The organism is Methanoculleus sp. UBA413 (assembly GCF_002502935.1).
GTDB classification, from domain to species: domain Archaea; phylum Halobacteriota; class Methanomicrobia; order Methanomicrobiales; family Methanoculleaceae; genus Methanoculleus; species Methanoculleus bourgensis.
In genome coordinates this window covers 1-18,354 of the sequence record NZ_DAQR01000055.1, presented here as the reverse complement: position 1 = coordinate 18,354, position 18,354 = coordinate 1, and the positions used below count along the sequence as shown (strand labels likewise).

At 59.8% G+C, this 18,354-nt stretch carries 17 protein-coding genes and 2 pseudogenes; 12 read left to right on the top strand and 7 right to left on the bottom strand.

All coding sequences use genetic code 11. The features are described from left to right. The 3 genes and pseudogenes from BP858_RS04160 to BP858_RS04150 form a co-directional block, all read right to left on the bottom strand. Positions 1-333 (bottom strand): annotated as a pseudogene (locus BP858_RS04160) (radical SAM protein); the annotation flags it as partial. Between the two features lie 45 nt (positions 334-378). Beyond that, positions 379-1,182 (bottom strand): ABC transporter ATP-binding protein, encoded by an 804-nt coding sequence (locus BP858_RS04155; protein WP_286878925.1) that lies wholly within the window; start codon positions 1,180-1,182, stop codon positions 379-381. Then, the gene (locus BP858_RS04150; protein WP_286878924.1) at positions 1,179-2,366 is read right to left on the bottom strand and encodes a FecCD family ABC transporter permease; all 1,188 of its coding nucleotides are present in this window, start codon (positions 2,364-2,366) and stop codon (positions 1,179-1,181) included. Before BP858_RS04150 ends, BP858_RS04155 begins: the two co-directional genes overlap by 4 nt. Positions 2,367-2,730: 364 nt before the next feature. Between BP858_RS04150 and BP858_RS04145 the strand changes: the two genes are divergently transcribed. The 3 genes from BP858_RS04145 to BP858_RS04135 are packed head-to-tail and all read left to right on the top strand — an operon-like array spanning position 2,731 to position 5,779. Then, a complete protein-coding gene (locus tag BP858_RS04145; RefSeq protein ID WP_286878923.1) occupies positions 2,731-3,816 on the top strand; it encodes an ABC transporter substrate-binding protein in 1,086 nt (361 codons plus the stop codon). A 17-nt stretch (positions 3,817-3,833) separates the two neighbouring features. Further along, on the top strand, positions 3,834-4,940 hold the full coding sequence (locus BP858_RS04140; RefSeq protein ID WP_286878922.1) for a methyltransferase: 1,107 nt from the start codon (positions 3,834-3,836) through the stop codon (positions 4,938-4,940). Beyond that, the gene (locus BP858_RS04135) at positions 4,940-5,779 is read left to right on the top strand and encodes a DUF364 domain-containing protein (RefSeq protein ID WP_286878921.1); all 840 of its coding nucleotides are present in this window, start codon (positions 4,940-4,942) and stop codon (positions 5,777-5,779) included. Before BP858_RS04140 ends, BP858_RS04135 begins: the two co-directional genes overlap by 1 nt. Before the next feature lie 123 nt (positions 5,780-5,902). Here the strand turns inward: BP858_RS04135 and BP858_RS12340 are convergent, their stop codons facing one another. After that, positions 5,903-6,199 (bottom strand): transposase, encoded by a 297-nt coding sequence (locus tag BP858_RS12340; protein WP_394339375.1) that lies wholly within the window; start codon positions 6,197-6,199, stop codon positions 5,903-5,905. 218 nt (positions 6,200-6,417) lie between these two features. Between BP858_RS12340 and BP858_RS04130 the strand changes: the two genes are divergently transcribed. From BP858_RS04130 to BP858_RS04100, 7 genes are all read left to right on the top strand, one after another. Next, entirely contained in the window at positions 6,418-7,227 is an 810-nt protein-coding gene (locus tag BP858_RS04130) for an acyl-CoA dehydratase activase (RefSeq protein WP_286878920.1), read from the top strand. After that, positions 7,224-8,417 carry a 2-hydroxyacyl-CoA dehydratase subunit D gene (locus tag BP858_RS04125; protein WP_286878919.1) on the top strand — a complete coding sequence of 398 codons (1,194 nt, stop codon included), beginning with the start codon at positions 7,224-7,226 and terminating at the stop codon, positions 8,415-8,417. Before BP858_RS04130 ends, BP858_RS04125 begins: the two co-directional genes overlap by 4 nt. Further along, positions 8,414-9,859 carry a 2-hydroxyacyl-CoA dehydratase subunit D gene (locus tag BP858_RS04120; RefSeq protein ID WP_286878918.1) on the top strand — a complete coding sequence of 482 codons (1,446 nt, stop codon included), beginning with the start codon at positions 8,414-8,416 and terminating at the stop codon, positions 9,857-9,859. Before BP858_RS04125 ends, BP858_RS04120 begins: the two co-directional genes overlap by 4 nt. Before the next feature lie 35 nt (positions 9,860-9,894). Beyond that, positions 9,895-10,977 (top strand): ABC transporter substrate-binding protein, encoded by a 1,083-nt coding sequence (locus BP858_RS04115; protein ID WP_286878917.1) that lies wholly within the window; start codon positions 9,895-9,897, stop codon positions 10,975-10,977. A gap of 196 nt (positions 10,978-11,173) precedes the next feature. Further along, positions 11,174-12,040, top strand: a complete 867-nt coding sequence (locus BP858_RS04110; RefSeq protein WP_286878916.1) for a class I SAM-dependent methyltransferase — start codon at positions 11,174-11,176, stop codon at positions 12,038-12,040. 346 nt (positions 12,041-12,386) lie between these two features. Then, a complete protein-coding gene (locus BP858_RS04105; RefSeq protein WP_286878915.1) occupies positions 12,387-13,457 on the top strand; it encodes an ABC transporter substrate-binding protein in 1,071 nt (356 codons plus the stop codon). Positions 13,458-13,620: 163 nt separating this feature from the next. Continuing rightward, complete coding sequence (locus BP858_RS04100) at positions 13,621-14,637, top strand: ABC transporter substrate-binding protein (protein ID WP_286878914.1); 1,017 nt, start codon at positions 13,621-13,623, stop codon at positions 14,635-14,637. Between the two features lie 164 nt (positions 14,638-14,801). Here the strand turns inward: BP858_RS04100 and BP858_RS04095 are convergent. Beyond that, a pseudogene (locus BP858_RS04095) lies at positions 14,802-15,605 on the bottom strand (transposase); the annotation flags it as partial. Positions 15,606-15,929: 324 nt separating this feature from the next. Then, positions 15,930-16,619, bottom strand: coding sequence for a nucleoside-triphosphatase (locus BP858_RS04090; protein WP_286878913.1), 690 nt, complete (start codon positions 16,617-16,619; stop codon positions 15,930-15,932). A 279-nt stretch (positions 16,620-16,898) separates the two neighbouring features. Here BP858_RS04090 and BP858_RS04085 point away from each other — a divergent pair, with 279 nt between their 5' ends. Continuing rightward, positions 16,899-17,393 (top strand): peptidylprolyl isomerase, encoded by a 495-nt coding sequence (locus tag BP858_RS04085; RefSeq protein WP_286878912.1) that lies wholly within the window; start codon positions 16,899-16,901, stop codon positions 17,391-17,393. A 10-nt stretch (positions 17,394-17,403) separates the two neighbouring features. After that, the gene (locus BP858_RS04080) at positions 17,404-17,868 is read left to right on the top strand and encodes a ribonuclease III domain-containing protein (protein WP_286878911.1); all 465 of its coding nucleotides are present in this window, start codon (positions 17,404-17,406) and stop codon (positions 17,866-17,868) included. On the opposite strand, the gene BP858_RS04075 is transcribed toward BP858_RS04080, so the two are convergent. Then, positions 17,852-18,354, bottom strand: a 503-nt coding sequence (locus tag BP858_RS04075) for an MFS transporter (protein ID WP_286878910.1), incomplete at its 5' end; no start/stop codon positions are given. The genes BP858_RS04080 and BP858_RS04075 overlap by 17 nt on opposite strands.

The window sequence follows — 18,354 nt, the reverse complement described above, 5'->3', positions numbered from 1 at the left end:
GCAGCCTGCCGCCTCCGCTTCACAGACCACTTTATCGGGCGGCAGGCGCACGAGCGCCCCGGTGAGGGTGCCGGGATCGGCGGTCAGGATTGCTGAGACGCACCCGGGGCAGGAGAGGTTGCAACTGACCGAGGAGACGGCATAGAAGGTATGTCCCGGCCAGAAATGAAGGAAAGGGACCGTCTCTATGGCGGTCGGGTAGCGTGCCAGGTAGGAGTCGGGGAAGACCTCGACGGCCGCTCCTCCGGCACCCCGGTACATGCCGCATCTGCCGCACTCCCCCTCAGGGATCAGGCAGCAGTGGGCACAACAGCGGCACTCATGCGTCTGCATCCCGCTTCTCTTCCTTTGGGGTGGCGGACCGCGGTGTCGGGGTCATTATACCTCCCCTCTGCCCCGGCACCCGCAGGGATTCATCGGGATGCAGACCGTCCGCCCGGCCTCCTCAATGTAGTGGACGCAGATATCGACCCCGTAAGCCTCACGGAGGTTCTCCTTTGTGATGACGTCCTCGACCCGGCCCTGCGCGATCAGCCTGCCTTTATTGAGGATGGCGGCCGAATGCGAGATCAGGAACGCGTGGTCGGGGAAGTGGGTGCACATCAGGATGGCGATCCCGTCGGCGGCGAGCTGGTCGATAGTCGCTATCGTCTTCATCTGGTTGCCGACATCGAGATGCGACGTCGGTTCGTCGAGGATGAGCAGCGACGGTTCCTGGGCGAGGGCGCGGGCGATCATCACCATCTGCGACTCCCCGCCCGATATCTCGGAGATGGACTTCTCCCGGAGATGGGTAATCCCGATCCGCGCAAACGCCTCCTCCGCCTTCTCGTAGTCCTCCTCGCCCGGGACCGAGAAGGCTGATATATGGGGGGCTCTCCCCATGAGGACGAAATCGAGCGCCGAGAACGGGAAGACGGCCTGGTGGGCCTGGGGGACGTAACCGACCTGCCGCGCGACCTCCTCGGGCCGCATATCGGCGACCCGGCGACCGTCGATCTCCACCTCCCCCTTCTGGAGCGTGAGGATGTTTAGGATGCACTTGATCAGGGTCGATTTTCCGGTCCCGTTCCTCCCGAGGAGGGAGAGGACCTCTCCTCTCCGGAGGGAGAGGGAGATCTCTTCGAACTGTTTTGTGATGCCGTCGTACGAGAACGAGGCGTTGTTGACGTTCAGGATCATGATATCCAGCCTACCTTTTTGCGTGTCAGGAGGTATGCAAAGAATGGCGCACCGACGAGCGACGTCAGGATGCCGAGCGGGATCTCGGCTGCGGTCAGGGTTCTTGCGATGTCGTCGACGACGAGAAGGAACGAGGTCCCGAGGATGGCTGATACGGGGATGAGCTTGCGGAAATCCGGGCCGACGAGCATCCTTCCTATGTGGGGGACGACGAGGCCGACCCAGCCGATGATCCCGCTGATACAGACCGCGGAGGCGGTGATGACCGTCGAGGCGATGATGAGCACCACGGTCATCCTCTTTGTGTCCACCCCGAGCGCCCGCGCCTCCTCTTCGCCGACCGCGAGGAGGTTGATTCGCCACCTGACGAGGTAGAGGCAGAGGGCGCCGAGAAGGATCGGCGGGGCGACCGCGACGATGTCGGCGTTCGAGACCGCGGAGAGACTTCCCATCAGCCAGAAGACTATCGCGGGCAGGGTGTCGTAGGGGTCGGCGACGTATTTGGTGAGGGATATGAAGGCGGAGAAGAGTGATCCAACGATGATCCCCCCGAGGACGAGGACGAGGGTCGAGCCCTTGCCGACGGCCCGACCGATGCCGTAGGTGACGGCGACCGCGAGGATCCCGAAGAAGAAGGCGGAGACCTGGATGACCCAGGGGTTGCCGGAGAGGAGGATCCCGACGGCTGCCCCGAACCCTGCGCCGGCGGACACGCCGAGGATGTCGGGCGAGACGAGGGGGTTCCTGAAGAGTCCCTGGAACGAGGCACCCGCGATGGCGAGCCCTCCCCCGACGAGCATCGCCGCTATCAACCGCGGGAGCCTGATCCGGAAGACGACCGTCTCTTCCGATGCTCCCCAGGTCTGCTCGAAGGAGGGAAGGAGGACCTGATGGCCGGAGACGGCCGAGAGGAGGGACGACACACCGTCGAAACATGCGTTCGCCGTCCCGACGATGAGGATCCGGAAGGTCTCCACCGGGTCCATCATGTATCTCCCGAAGAAGAGGGAGAAGAAGAAGAGGGCGACCGGGAGGAGGTAGATCACCTTATCCACCGGGATGAGCCGGAGTACGGCTTCATGGGTCGGTATGCCGTCCCGAAAAATAGATCGCCAAAAACCGATCGCAACATTCTTCCTGGGTTCCTGTCCGATCTCTATAATCAGTTCTTTCCTATGGGTCATCCGGTATACCGTCCATATCTGATCTGTCTATATCGTTTATTTAATTTTATGGGAATGTAAAATAAATAACATTTACAACAATGATAAAAAGGTTCGGCAGGTTCTGTCGCGTTGCGCAATTCCCCAAGGGTTCCCTCAGGGGTCTTTTCTGCGGTGGCTCCGCCTAGGTTACCGCCGCAACTGGCGTGTTGTAACAGTTCACTTGTGCCCGGTTCGAGATCACCGTGCCGAACGCGGCGTACGGGTTCGGGGATAAGGATATCTGCCGAGTTATTCTGTAAAAGTAGATTATTTTACTTATCTTAAAAGTAAAACAATATTATTAAATTCATGCTACGTCGCACTATTGTATGGTATAGTTGCTATGAAGAAAGATGCTCGCCATCTGGTTCTCGCCATTGTGGCTGTCTGCGCCGTCCTGGCTCTTGCTTTCATCCTTGCGGCGCCCGGGACAGCCGGCGGAGATCCTGCCGCAACGGTCCGGACGATCACGGACATGGACAACAGGACGGTGACCATCCCGTCCGAGGTCAGGACCGTGGTCATCACCTGCTGCGGCGGAGCAGCGCAGGAACTGGCCGCCCTGGGGGTCGGCGCCCGGGTCGTCGCCCAGCCGCAGCAATGCACTACGGAGCGCCTGTATACCGTCGTCCCGGGATACCGCACCACACCCGACGTCGGTTCCTTCGACAACGCCAACGTGGAGGAGATCCTGAAACTCAACCCCGACATTGTTATCGGGAGTTATTATGCAGAAACAGGCAACGCCCGCATTGAGGCAGCCGGGATCCCGGTCGTGCGGGTGCTCACGGGGCGTGCCGGAGTCGAGGAACTGAAACAGGAGTTTCGCATGCTGGGTCTGGTCTTCGGGCGCGAAGAGCGTGCCGAACGGCTGGTTGCGTACTGGGATGAAACTCTCGCACGGATCGAGGCGAAGATCGCCGATATCCCCAAGAGCGAGCGGAAACGGGTCTATTACATGATGAGCACCCCACTCAAGACGGAAGGCCACAGTGCGTGGGGTAACGATATGATCCGCGCCGCAGGCGGGATTAACGTCGCCGGAGGGATCGACCAGAAGGTCATCCGTGGGGGCTATGAGATCTCTGCCGAAGAGCTCGTCCGGTGGGACCCCGAGGTCATCTACGTTGCATCGAACATGAAGGACTACTCGAGCCCGGCCGGTGCGTTTGTAGCCAACCCCCAGTTTGCGACCGTCACGGCGGTCCGGGACGGGGCGGTGTATCCCTGCCCTGTAGGAACGTTCTGGTGGGATCGCCCCGCACCGGAGAGCCCGCTCGGGATCCTCTGGCTTGCACAGAAACTCTACCCGGACCGGTTCGCCGACGTCGACCTCGCCGACGAGACAAAGAAGTTTTTCCGTGAGTTCTACGACTACGACCTTACGGACCAGGAGGTGGAGAGCATCCTCCACCCGACACCAATTTGAACGGATGTGATTACACCATGACGAAACAGACAACCCAGCTCCGGCAGGTCATGCCGGCGGTAGAGGGCGTTGCACGCCTGGATGCAGCCCTGTCCGGGTACCAATCGTACCGGGTCCTCTCGGCAGCGCTCGAACTCCGGTTCTTTGACTGGCTCTCGGAGCGTGGCCCGACCGCAAGAAATGATGTCACTGCAATCGGCATAAACGGGATGTTTACCCGGGGTTTCCTGACGGCGCTCACCGATATGGGATACATCACGTTCGAAGAGAACGTGTGTGCAAACACCCCAATCGCCGAAGAACTCCTTGTCAGCACCAGCCCCACCTACCAGGGCGACCTGATTCTCGCCGCCGGCAGCGAAGCTTCTTTGTGGTCCAACCTGGCCGCAACGCTCAGGAACGGCATGGAGACGCCGAAAACCGGTCCCCGGCCGACGCACGACCATCTCAGGGCGGTCGCCCAGCGGTGCACCCGGGGCGAACTGCAACACGTCGTCGGCCTGATCGGCCAGCACTCCGGGTTCAGGAACGCCCGGTCCATGCTTGATGTCGGCGGCGGCCACGGCCTCTACGCCGTCGCCCTCTGCCAGGAGAACCCGAACCTACAGGCAAGCGTCTTCGATCTCCCGCACGTGGTACCGCTGACCCGGGAGTACATCGGCAAATACGGTATGGGTGGACGGATCTCCGCCCGGGGAGGAGACATCCTCGTCGACGATCCGGGCAGGGGGTATGACCTCATCATCGTCTCGCACCTCCTCTACAAGTTCCGGGACCGGCTGACGGACGTCCTCGGCAAGATCACGGAATCCCTCGCCCCTGGTGGCCTTCTCGTCCTCAACCATCTCTTCTGCTCACCGGGCTGCACCATATCCCCGGGGAGTGGGACTGCAGAACTCGACCGGGCACTCATGAGCGCCGGGCATCCACTCTGCCACCCGGAAGGCCTTGAGGCCGTGCTCAAGCGCCTGGGATACATCGACATCACCAGTTCCCCCCACGAGACCGGAATGGGCTATGGTGTCCTCTTCTGTGCGACGAAAGGTGACGGCGAGACCGTGCATTGCCGGGACGGCTCCTCGTCTTCCGGGTGCAGCTGCGGGCCGGGCGGGTGCGGGAACTGATGGGCGACAGTACAGTCCTCGACGCGACCGTCCGGATCCTCAAGGAGCGCCTCGGGGAGAGGGTGGATGACGTGAGGGTCGAGCGCGCGGTTGTGGGAGTCTTTTTCACGGGAGTCAAACTCAGCACGGGCCATGGGGGTATCTGCGCCACGCCCATAAAGTCGATCCCGGAAGCCGTCTGCTGCCCGAGTTCCGCAAAGGCGCTGCCGCACTCGGGGAGGCTCCGGGAGCGGAGAATCGAAGCCTACCTGGCCGACGCTCTTGGAGACCGGCCGATGCGCAAGGCGCTCGGGATCGCGGTCGTCAGCGCATTATCGGCGCTCTGTGACGATGTATGCCCCGGGCCGGATTGTTCCGTCGTACGCGGCGTCGATGCGGTCGATCTCCTCACGATACAGGAGAGCGGGAATGTCGTAGTCGTCGGGGCGCTGACCCCGTATCTGCGTGCCCTCAAGCAGGCCGGCCAGCCGTTTCGTGTCCTCGAGATGGATCCCCGTACGCTCAAGCCCGACGAGCTGCCGTTCTACACGCCGGTCGAGGAGACGGATATGGTTGTTCCCTGGGCCGACACCCTGGTCATCACCGGCACCACGCTGATCAACGGGACGCTCGACCACCTGCTCGAACTCGCCCGGCCGGAGGCCACGGTGGTCGTGCTCGGCCCTTCGGTGAGCATCCTCCCCGACGCTCTCTTCTCGCGCGGCGTGGAGATCGTCGGTGGAAACCAGGTGACCGACCCCGACCGCCTGCTGGATATCCTTGCCGAGGGCGGTTCCGGCTACCACTTCTTCGGGAAGGGGGCCGACCGGATCGCCGTCCGGCGGTCCCAGGCACCGTGAACGCACGAAGGGAAAAAAAGGGCATGGTCGCCTTAGAGCGAGAGGAAACGGGGTTTCCTCTTCCACGGTGCACGCGTGTTCGTGTTCCTCTCGGACACTATCACACCATGCTCTGTGGATGGGCTACCGGCAAATTGCCGGTAATTTCTTAAATGCTTCAATCCAGCTGAAGAACCGTTCGATGGCATTGCGCTTCTTGTAGAGTTCTGGATCGAACCAGATCGGCCTCCTTCGTCTCGGAGGTTTTCGGGCTCTCCGGTTGACCGGGATATTGCTCCGGATCCCTCGTTTCCGGCTGCACTGACGAATCTCCTGGGCACCATAGGCTGCATCTGCTGAGATGATCGCTGGTTGTTCCTCTGTTTCGGGAATCCGAAATGCTTTGAGTGTCCCCCTGTCGGGGTTGTGGCAATTTTTCACGCCCCAAATCAACTAATGCATCTTAACTTTTTGATAATGTTAAACATAAAAGATATCTTGTCGCCCTGTAGTACATCTAATGTTCAACCGTCGGCGGTATGGGACGCTGATGTGTGGCGGTGTCCTCCGTTGAGGAGAAGGAAGAGCCCTTCACCCATTGGCGTTCACGGAGTATTTCGATCATACGGATGTGTGAAACAAGATTCGGATGTGATAGCATGTGTCAATCAGCCAGTGAGCCGGCATTTGCCGGAATTGATGTCGGATCGCTTACGACGAAGGCAGTGATCATATCAAACGGCGGCATCGCCGGAAGCGGTGTGGTGCCTACCGGCGTCCGGCCGGAAGAGAGCGGTCCGGAAGTCTTTCGCATCGCGCTGAAAGCCGCGAACCTCTCGGAGGAGGACGTTGCCTATTTGGTCGCCACGGGCTACGGGAGGGTATCCTCCGACTATGCAGATAAGACGGTGACGGAGATCACGTGCCATGCACGGGGCGCATACTACCTCCACCCGGCTACCCGGACGATCATCGACATGGGTGGCCAGGACTGCAAGGTGATACGCGTCAACGGCGAGGGAAATGTGACCGACTTTGCTATGAACGACAAGTGCGCAGCCGGCACCGGCCGGTTCCTGGAGGTGATGTCCGGCGTCTTCAAGGTCGATATCAACGAATTCGGTCCGATGGCGCTCCGGGCGACGGATGCCGTGCCGATCAGCAGTACCTGCACGGTTTTCGCAGAGTCTGAAGTGATCTCGCTTATCGCACGGGGTGAACTGCCTGAAAACATCATCAGCGGGATCCATTCGGCCATATCAAACAGGATCGCAGGGATGGCCGCCCGCGTAGGCGTGGAGGGCGACGTCTTCTTCTCCGGGGGCGTTGCGAAGAACGCAGGCATGAAGGCGGCGCTCGAGCGGTCTCTCCGCTCGAGCATCACCGTACCGGCGTTCGACCCCCAGCTCGTCGGAGCGCTGGGGGCCGCGGTCATTGCAGAAACAACCGGGCGGAAGGCGGGCGCATGACTCTCAGAGCAATAGCGAATGTCAGGGACGCCCTCGCGTCGAGACCAGCAGAGATCGAGGCAGCCCGGAAGCAGGGTGCAAAGGTGATCGGATGGTTCGGGTACGCCACACCCATAGAGATCATCCACGCGCTGGGGCTCATCCCGATAAGGCTTGGGAGGGGCGGCGATGACCGGCTGGTGGAGATCGGGGCACGGTACATCTCTAACCAGAACTGCGTCTTCTTACGGGCGAGCATCGGTCTTTTTGCCGAGAAGAACGATGTTTATGTGAAGAACGTCGATGCGGTCGCTATTGACGGCACCTGCTTGCAGATGTACCGCATGGCAGACCTCCTGGACTACTATTTTAAGGTGAAGACGGTCGTGCTCTGCGTACCAAGAACGTTTCAGACGGCCGGGGCACGGGCGTATTTCCACCGGGAACTCCAGTGGTTCGTCCACGAACTTGAGGAGATTGCCGGCACCCCGCTCGACCCCGAGAAGCTCGCCGAGTCTGTCGCGCTCTACTCGTCCATACGAAACACGACCCGGGAACTCTACCACCATGTCTCGCGGGGCCGATTATCCCTCACCTGGAGGGAACTCTACGAGGCCGTCCACGCCGGGTATTACCTGAGCCCGGAGAAGTACGCGTCGCTGTTACACGAACTGCTTGCCCGGGTTGAGCACGGAGAGAATACCGTGGCAGCATCGGACGGCCCGCGAATCATGCTCTCGGGCAGCGTCCTTGCCCCGGGAGACACGAAACTGATCGAGATCATCGAGCAGGCCGGAGGCCGCGTGGTGGTCGATGACCTCTGGTCGGGGCTGAGCCCGTCGCTGGTGCGGATCAACGAACCGACCGTCACCGGCATCGCCGACGCGTACATGGACCGGGTTCCTCATGCAGCGCAACCGCATCTCGACCGGCAGACCGATCATCGGCTGGCGAACATGATGAGGCTCGTGCGGGAGAGCAACGTAGACGGCGTGATCTACCATACGCTGCGGTACTGCGACCCGTTCACATTCAAAGCGGTTGAAGTTAAAGAGGTGCTGGGCAACGAGGGCATACCCATGATAGAGATTCATACCGAGTATGCCGGGTCGGACACTGAGGCTATCCGGACGAGGGTGGAGGCGTTTATCGAACTCCTCACGAGCAGGGGATGCCGGCCCGGGCAGCCTGTGGCGGAGGTGAGGGTGTGAGCGGCCCGGTATGCACGCCGTCCTGCGGCGGTACCGGGCAGGGCATGCGGCATAGCGATCAGGGGATGTTCCGGTACCCCGAAGAAGTTCGCCCGCTCTTTTTAGAGACTCCCGACCTTGTCTTCAAGGATGGGAGACGCGTCTCCCCGGTGGAGATCTGGGACTACATGACCGAAGAAGCGCCAAAACGATATCCCTATGCCTACAGCACCAATCCCTCGTTCGGCGGCCGGTTTTCCTGCGACGTATGGCTCCTCAGTGGGATAAAGTGCAGTTATATGGGGATGACCGCGATAGACCGGCTCAAGGACGCTCACAGCAAAGGTGCCCCGCTTGTGGTCATCCAGGGAGGTTACACGTTCGAGCCGTACTATGCCGCCGGCTGTATTCCGGTAGGCCCCATGTTCCCGAGAGGATGGATCATGAACCTCAAGGAGGGCAGGGGCTTCGACGAATCCAACAGGATGGGGATGGCTCTGCTGGAAGAGTCACGAAAGATGCTCTCGGTAGAGTCATGCAACCTGATCGCGTGCCTGACGATCATGAAGAAGATGAAGGTGCCCGTCAACATGGTCGCCCCCTGCCTGTGTACCCGGTGTTCGGATATGGCGTACGTGACCGAGGCCTGCCGGCATGACACCATCAGCCAGGCTCCTCTGCACATCGTAGACTATCCGGTCAACCATCACTGGGGGGAGTGGCGGGTCGACTACCTCAAGGAAGAACTGCAAACGCTTACCGAGAAACTTGGGAAGTTATCCGGCAGGGAGGTGACGGACCGGTGCCTGAGAGATGAGATACGGCAACAGAACTATGCCCGCAGCCTGGTCAGGGAGTGCCAGAAGACGTGGTGGCAGGCGAAGGTGCCGCCGACAAACAGCAGCGATAGCGGGATGGCACACCTGGGCGTCGGCGGTATGTTCGACTTTACCGCGGCCACGCAGATCCTGGAAGAGACGCTGGATGAGATACGAACGCGGGCAAAGCAGGGTGTCAAAGGCGCAGGGCTTGTGGACGACCCGGCCAGGCTGTATGTCTGCGGGTCCTGTGCACACACAAACCCGGGATTCGTGGACAGTAAGGGCGGTGTCATCGTCGGAAGGGACGATATGTGGAGTACAGCCACCATGGAGGTACAGGAAGCGGGCGACCCCTACGAGAACCTCGCAAGGGCGATGGCCTCGCTGCCCTACGAACGGCCCACGGTGGAGCGGGCGGAGTGGACCGTCGAGCAGATTCTGGAGTCCCGCGCCGACGGCGTGATATTCATCCATAACTGGGGCTGCAACTACCAGAGCGCGATAGCCCGCATGGTCACCGATATCATAAAAGAACGGACAGGGTTGCCTGCTATCAGTATCGAGGTCGGAGAACTGGCGAGGATGGAGTCGACCGAGCAGTTCCAGAACCGCGCCGAGGCGTTCATTGAGATGCTCGCCTGACAGAATTGCTTTTCCCAGAATCCGGAGGGATGGACTTGGATAATAAAATTAAAGGATTAGCGCTTGTATGCGTCGTATCCATCATTGTACTGGCGTTTGCCGTAGTGGTGAACCCGGATGCGGTGCAACCTTCCGCGCCGTTCGAAACCCGTGTGGTGACGGACCTGATGGGCAGGGATGTGGTGCTGCCGGATCATGTCGACAAAGTTGTCGTAATTGGCTCAATCCCCGTGCTCAACAGCATCGTCACGGCCATGGGCGCCGGCGACACCATAGCGAGTAAGATACCTGAGTCCTACTCTTCCGATAAATTCGCGTACCAGATGGTCTTTGCGAAGGGGATGGAGAACGGCACTGTAGTGCAACAGGGCAGCGACGTCAACATTGAAGAGATAAAAAAGATAGACCCTGACGTGGTCTTTACTCTCGATAAAAAACAGGTCGACCTGATGGAAAAATACGATGTTACTGTATTCTACCTCACGTGGTGGGACGAACCTGCCGTGGAGATGAAGAAGAAGACCATTACGAAGGTCGGTGAGGTGTTTGGGAGGCCAGATCAGGCCCGGACATACAATGACTATCTCGATACCAAGATAAGATTCATCGAAGATCGCATCGCGGACGTGCCATATGAGCAGCGGCCTGAAGTTCTGATGTGTAACTATAAGTCACTCTCAAGTTTCTCATCGGCGCAATGGTGGATAGAGAAGGCCGGAGGCAGGGATGTATCCCGAGAATTGAAGGGATCGAGTACCTTTGATATGGAAAAGTTGCTTGCGTGGGACCCGGACTACATTATTGTCTATGATAGCATGGGGTACGCCGACATCTATGACGATATCCGTTTGAGCGGAGTCAAAGCAGTCAAGGACCAGAACGTCTACGTGATTCCTGCGGGGATGGGGCCTTGGCTGGCCACAGCTGAACAGCCGTTGGCCATGCAATGGGCAGCAAAATTGTTTTACCCGGACAGATTTGGTGATGTGGACATAGAAAGAGAGATGCAGTGGTTCTATACGACGTTTTACGACTACGACCTGTCGGACCAAGAGATATTGGAGATGCTCGCAGGGGGCAAAGTTGTCGATCCCGGGACACGGGGGGATCCCTACTGATCCGGGCGCTAACGGGTACGCCCGGAGGAGACGGGGTCGCTAGTCGATAACCAGGGCGATACAGGGAGCGAGTGCCGGATGGTATGGCCGGGATAGATAGAGAGGGCAGTTAAAGTCCCCCAGGGGAGTAACCGGCGATCTGGTGAGAGGTTGGAAAGGAAGAGAAAAAGGATACAAGTATCAATGGATGTGAAAAATGACACAGGATAATAATGTGAAATGCTGGATCGACTGCTGGAATGCATCGGCACAGAACAACAGGATAGTCACTGACGACCTGCAGGCGACCCAATGGGATGAGCGGGCTGACCGCTTTGTACAGAACATGGATGAGGAAAGGCACCGGAAACGAGTTGCCGATTTTTTTGCAGTTCTGGAGGAGGCCGGTTTCTCACCCGAGGACGCACGCGTCCTCGACATCGGGTGCGGACCGGGCACCCTCTCTCTCCCCCTTGCCCGGGCCGGGGCGGACGTCACGGCCCTCGACATCTCGACGAGGATGCTCGATCACCTCAGGGAAACCGCGAAAAACGAAGGCTTGCGTGTTAACGCGGTCGAATGCTCGTGGTGGTCGGCCGATATCGACAAACTTGGGTTCCGGGAGAAGTTCGATCTCGTGGTCGCGTCGATGACGCCGGGAATCAGGGACGTCGAGACCTTCGACCGGATGATGGCGTGTTCAAGGCAGTTCTGCTATTACAGCCGCTTCGTCGGGAGGGTGGGTACAGACGGGGCCCGCCGGGAGATTTTCAGGAACATCCTGGGTGAGGAACCCGAAAACCCCGGACCGGATATGCTGTATCCGTTTATGTACCTCTATGTTCTCGGTTACCGGCCGCTTGTGAAGCTCAGCCGTGTTTCAAGGACCCAGGAGCGGGACTGGGCCGAGGCAGCGGAAGAGACGATCAACGATCTGAGATGCACCCGCGATGTTTCCAGCGATGTCGAGGGAAAGATCAGGGAGTATTACAAAAATGCATCGCCGGGCGGCAAATACCGTTCCGAAACAGAGAGTTGCAGCGGCATGATGGTCTGGTCCGTCACGGCCAGAGATGGGGTATAAGCGGGCTGAAACGATCGATGCTCTTCAGTTCGACATGGGCGGGGAAATTAACGGAGTACTCCTCGTATCCCTTCTCCCCACCCTGTCGCTGAACCTCGGGGTTTTACCGGAGCATAACCCATCAGAGATCTCCCACCAGGTTCCGTACCAGAGGGTGCCCCGGCGAACTCACCGACCTCGCAACACGGGATAATTAACCATAAACTGTTACCAAATCTATTTTGTAAATAGAAATAATTAAACTCCCGGCGTTAAAGACGTTATATCACACCTGTGAGGCGATATGCCGGAACGCCTGAAGGGCTACCCGTACGGGACCTGCGTATGAGGCCTGCAGGGGGTGTTGATGATGAAAGAGACGAGTACAGTCCTGAAAGCAATCATAGCCGTATCACTCATAGCACTTCTGGCGTTCACCTGCGGCTGCACCGGGCAGGGGCAGGCAACCGACAGCGAAACGAAAGTGATCACGGACATGGCGGGACGGGAGGTCGTCGTCCCGAAGAATATCGATGGTATCGTGACGATCGGTTCCGTGCCGGTGTTGAACAGTTTCATGTTCGTCATGGGGCAGGGAGATAAGATCGCCAATGGCCTGCCGGACTCATTTGTCAAACAGGGCCGGTGGAAGTACCAGTATGTAATTTCACCTGATTTAAAGAATAAACCGTCGATCCAGCCCACAACCGGGGACATCAACCTCGAGGAACTCATGAAGATTAACCCCGATGTTGCGTTCACCATGAGCATGCCCTCGGTCGAGGCGCTCGATAAAAACAGTATCCCCGTCATTTACCTCGCCTGGACAGATGCTGAGGATGTGAAAAACCTGATGCTGCTGCTCGGGGAGGTCTTCGATGAGCAGGAGAGAGCTGAGAGATACATCAGGTACTTCGATGAAACCACTGCCCGCCCGGGTAAGGTGGTCGCATCCATACCAGACGGCCAGCGGCCGAAGGTGCTGTTCTGCAACTACAAGAGTATGTCCACAGGCCTTAAGATAGATGAGTGGTTTATCGAGAAAGCCGGCGGAATAGCCGTCTCTAAGACCGATCGTGTCGAGGAGAGCATGACATTCGATCTGGAGCAGTTACTCGCATGGGATCCCGACGTGATTATTCTTAACAGTCAAGAAATCGCTCTGGTTCAGAATGATACGCGGCTCAGCGGGGTAAGCGCGGTAAAGAACGGAAACGTGTATGTAGCACCTATGGGAGCGCACTACTGGGCCCACCGTACGAGCGAGACACCGCTGATGGTGCTCTGGACGGCGAAGACGATCTACCCAGAGCAGTTCAAGGATCTCGATATGGAGGCGGAGGTCATGGCCTTCTATAAAGAGTTCTTCGGCTGCGAGATAACGCGAGATCAGGCGGCGGAGATACTCAGCGGAACGGCAGGCAGGAGCCCTGCATAATCAATGAGCCAGCATGGGTGGGGGGCTAACAGGAGAACCAGTCTCTCCCCCGCCCTGTTGCCGGATCCCGGATATTGCGGCGATCACGGAATTTGTTGTCGCACGTAAGGCATTTGTACGGGAATCGGTGTGTGTAGTAGTTACAGAGGAGAAGGGATTCGAGATGAAAGGAAAAACTACAGGCTGGAAAGCGTTCATAGTCATATCACTCATAGCACTTCTGGCGTTCACCTGCGGCTGCACCGGGCAGGGGGAGGCAACCGACAGCGGGACAAAGGTAGTCACGGACGTATCGGGGCGGGAGGTTGTCATCCCAAAGCATATCGACACCATCGTGACGGATGGTGCCGTCCCGGTGCTGAACAGTTTCATGTTCGTCATGGGACAGGGGGACAAGATCGCCTATAGCACGCCTGGATTATCTAAGTACCAGTCTGTGGTCTCGCCCGATTTAAGGGATAAACCGAAGATCCAGGGGGGCATCGAGCTCGAGGAACTCGTGAAGATCAACCCCGACATTGTGTTCTCCGCGAGCATGCCCAAAGTAGAAGCATTCGAGGAACGGGGTCTCACTGTTGTTTTCCTGCCCATGCCCGAGACGGATGCTGAGCTCGTGAAAGATGTGGTAAAGATACTCGGAGAGGTCTTCGATGAGCAGGAGAGGGGCGAGAGGTACATCAGGTACTTCGATGAGACAGTCGCCCGACCGGGCAAGGTCATCGCATCCATACCGGACGACCAGCGGCCGAAGGTGCTGTATTGCAACTACAAGACCATGACCGCCCACCACAGGTGGTGGATCGAGAAAGCCGGCGGTATATCCGTCTCTAAGAACAATGTCGCGAAGAGGATAACATTCGATCTGGAGAAGTTAATCGCATGGGACCCCGATGTGATCTTCCTCGGCGGTCAAGAGATCGATCTGGTTTACAACGACACGAGGCTCAGCGGTGTAAGTGCGGTAAAGAACCGGAACGTATATGCAATACCCAGCGGAACGGGGCCCTGGGGCTACTCGAGCGAGCAGCCGCTGATGGTGCTCTTGGCAGCGAAGACGCTCTACCCGGAGCAGTTCAAGGACCTCGATATGGAGGCAGAGGTCATAGCCTTCTACAAAGAGTTCTACAACTGCGGTATAACGCGAGAGCAGGCGGCGGAGATACTCAGTGGGACGGCATAAGCACCGCCGAATGCTCCGTGCCTCTAAATTCGCATAGAGGGAGTTGTTGCGGGTGAAAGAAAAAACTACGGTCTGAAAAGCGCTCATAACGATATCACTCATAATGCCGTGTTGCACAATCTCCAAGGATTTCCTCGCGGGTCTTCCTGCGGTGGCTTTGCTCGGGCCACCGCCGCAACCAGCGTGTTGCAACAGCTCGCTCTCATCCGGATCTCACAGAACATTCCCTCCCGGGACGTTGCACGCACACCTTCCCCCGAAAAGCCGTTTGAATCCGGAGAAATTCCCTTCGATTTTCCATCGCATCCCGTAGTTAGTTATCCGCGACCACACCTGATATTCGCCCAATCTGATGCGATCTCCGACGCACTCGGCATGATAGGGTGACCTGGTTGAGTGGGTTGCCGCATTGCTTCGGGTCTTGATCCCGGAGCGGATACCCCGTTTCTCAAGGAGATTGAAGATCTCGTTTCTATCGTATGCCCCGTCTCCAAGCAGCAGGTATGTCGGGTGCTCCTCGCCGCAGTGCTGCTGCACCTGGTCGAGAAGGGGGGCGAAGATCTGGTCGTCCTGCGCCGACTCGTCGGTGATCTCCAGACCAGAACCTAGTTGCTCTCGACATCGATCATCACATGGACTTTTATCCATCCGCGCCTGACCATCTCTCGTAGCCGTTCACCCCGGTTCGTGACGGTAATCCCGGTGTTGTCGACGGCGATGATCACGTCCTTCGGCAAGGAGCTCGGGAGTGACCTTCTGGGAGAGATTCACCTGGCTGATCCGGTGGAAGAGGTTGATGTAGTCTGCTGCCGTGAGACGGGGATGCGGGCCATCCCCGCGACAAATGGTTCCGGATACTGATACGGGGCGGCCACATTTCCCGGCGTTTATCTGCAAGAGAGACTCGTGCCGCCAGCTGAGGAAGTCAAGCGAGAGGGAGTGCTCACCGCACTTGACCAACCGCTCATGATATCCATCTGTCGCGAGTATCGGGGTAAGGCCGTTCCCAACGTTCTTTCTTGGGCATGAAGGCCCGGAAGGGACGACCGTCGTCATCACGTTTGCGGTTGGGCAACCTGAATATGCGACACGGCAGGCAGATCCCGTTTTTCAGCCGCTATCGAGGGCCGGAAGTCGTGTATCGACTGTGCGCGGCCCGGCGGCAGTTCGTCGATGCGTTGGTGCCGGTGGGCGTTCTCGTAGCCCGCTCATATACCGGAGTAAAAAATGCACCGGGTTTTTTGGCGGGTGTCTGTTGCCGTTCTGCTCTTCCGGATCGGTGCGGATCCTCCTCAACCCTCCGGGCCGTAGCGCCGCCGGAGGATTGCCGGGGCACCCGGGGAACCCCCGGCGGCCGCATCCGCACAGAGCGCTGGAGCAGCGATGCGATCCCCGGGAAGCGAAGGTGTCGGAACTACGGAGAACGTCTGCGCCTCCCGCCACTCCCAGACGGCATCCATTACAGCTTCCGCCGTCGCCATGACGCTCGCGGTCCCGACGTCCACCACGACGGGGTTCTGGATATTCCAGCGCTCGACGACGGTATGGAGGAGTCGGCGCCTGACCGTCCAGATCATCGGGGGATGCGGGTGCGCGACCAGCCGGTCGAGCTGCTCCGCCCAGACCCCGCCCTGGAGTTCGAACCTCCCCACCTCGTCGACGACCATCAGATCGGTCTCGCGGGGGTCCGGCGGTGCGAGCGCCCTGCGGCCGAACGCAAGCCCCTCGGGGCGGAAATAGAACCGGCCGTGGGCCTCGCACCGCGGGTCGGGGTCGATCGAGGAGAGTTCCTCGTGCTCGCCGGTGGCGAGGTCGACGAGGGTGAACCCCGACCTCCGCCCGTCCCGCACATAGCCGGGAGAGATCACGCCCCTGACCCGCACGTTCAGCCCGACGGTGAGCCCGAGAACCAGGTGCAGGAACGTCGTCTTGCACTGGCCCTGCCCGCCGGTGATGATGAAGACCGGTGCCCGGCGGCTCATCGGGGAAGTCCTCCGGCGAGATGATGGGTGATCGGTGGCAGGTTCGCTCCGCGGTACATGGTATTAACGTACGCACAGCGGGCTAATAATAGTTTACTTATGTGGGCTGTTTAGGTGATCTTATTGACGCGGTGCGGCTCCGGGCCGGGACCGGGCGTGAGGCCGCCCGAGACTACGGCGCCCCGGTCCCCCGAAAGAACGGACGGCCGCACGGTCCGGATGCCGGGCGCCAAGCACTAATAAGTAATACCGGCAGACAATACCTTACGGAGATTTCATATGGCAGAAGCAAATGGGACGAAGGTCGTGCTCCACACGACCATGGGCGATATCACGATCCGGCTCTACGACAACATGCCGGTGACCGCGGGGAATTTTGCGAAACTGGCTAAATCAGGGTTCTACGACGGGACGATCTTCCACCGGGTCATCCCCCGGTTCATGATCCAGGGCGGCGACCCGACCGGCACCGGGACAGGCGGCCCGGGCTACACCATCACCGACGAGTTCGTGAAGGGCCGCTCGAACCGCCGGGGGACGCTTGCTATGGCGAACACCGGCCGCCCGAACAGCGGCGGCAGCCAGTTCTTCATCAACCTGGTGGACAACACCTACCTCGACTGGGACAACCCCCAGACACCGAGCGCCCACCCGGTCTTCGGCGAGGTGGTCGAGGGGATGGACGTTGTCGATAAGATAGGAAAGGTGGCGACGAACTCCGCCGACAAGCCGAAGGTCCCCGTCCGGATCGAGAAGGCCGAAGTTCAGGAGTAACCCTCTTTTTATGAGCGACGCCAGCCGCCGGAACCCGGGTGAGATCGAGGAGCAGATAGGTTATGCCTTTCGTGACCGCTCGCTCCTCGGCCGGGCGCTCACCCGCCTCGCCTACACCCTGGAGGCGGGCCTCCCTTCGGGCGCCCACATGGACGCCCTTGCCACCCTCGGCGATGCGGTCATCAATGTCGTGGTCGTGGCGGCGGCGGTCACGGGCGGGGCGCACGACAAGGGCGCGATCACCAACCGCAAAATGAACCTGGTGAACATGTCCCGGCTCCGCGCTCTCGCAGAAGACCTTGACCTCGCCGACTACGTCCGGTGGGGAAAGGGCGAGGCCGCCCAGCGGGTCTGGACCTCCGGCCGGGTTCTCGCCGAGTGCCTGGAGGCGCTCATCGGCGCCGTCTACCTGGACGGCGGGATGGAGGCGGCCGCCGTGGTGCTCCGGCGCCTCGGGCTCACGGAGAAGGCGTAACCCCTTCTTCTCTCTCCTCCCCCGGTGCCGGAACCGCGGCCGGCGGCCGCATCAGGAGCCAGGCGGCGGCGAACCCCACCACGGCGAGCGCCGCAACCAGCGGGAAGACGCCGAGGTAGGTCCCGGTCGCCGTCCGGACGAACCCGGCGAGTTGCGGCCCGGCGATGGCGCCTGCGCCGTAGGCGAGGAAGACGACCCCATAGCAGCGCGGGTAATCGCACGTCCCGAAGTAGGACGCCGTCGCCGTCGGCGCGATCGCGAGCCAGCCCCCGAGGCACCCCCAGAGAACGGCAAACGCGACGATGTAGGCCGGCACACCGGGCGCGAGCCAGATCAGCAGCGATGCCGCCGCGATCAGCGCAAACGTCAGCATCGCCGTCTTCTGCGGTGTTATCCGGTCGGTGAGGTTCCCGAACGCCGGGCGCCCGAGGCCGTTGAAGACGGCGAAGAACCCGACGAGGAGCGTCGCGAGCCCGGCATCGACCG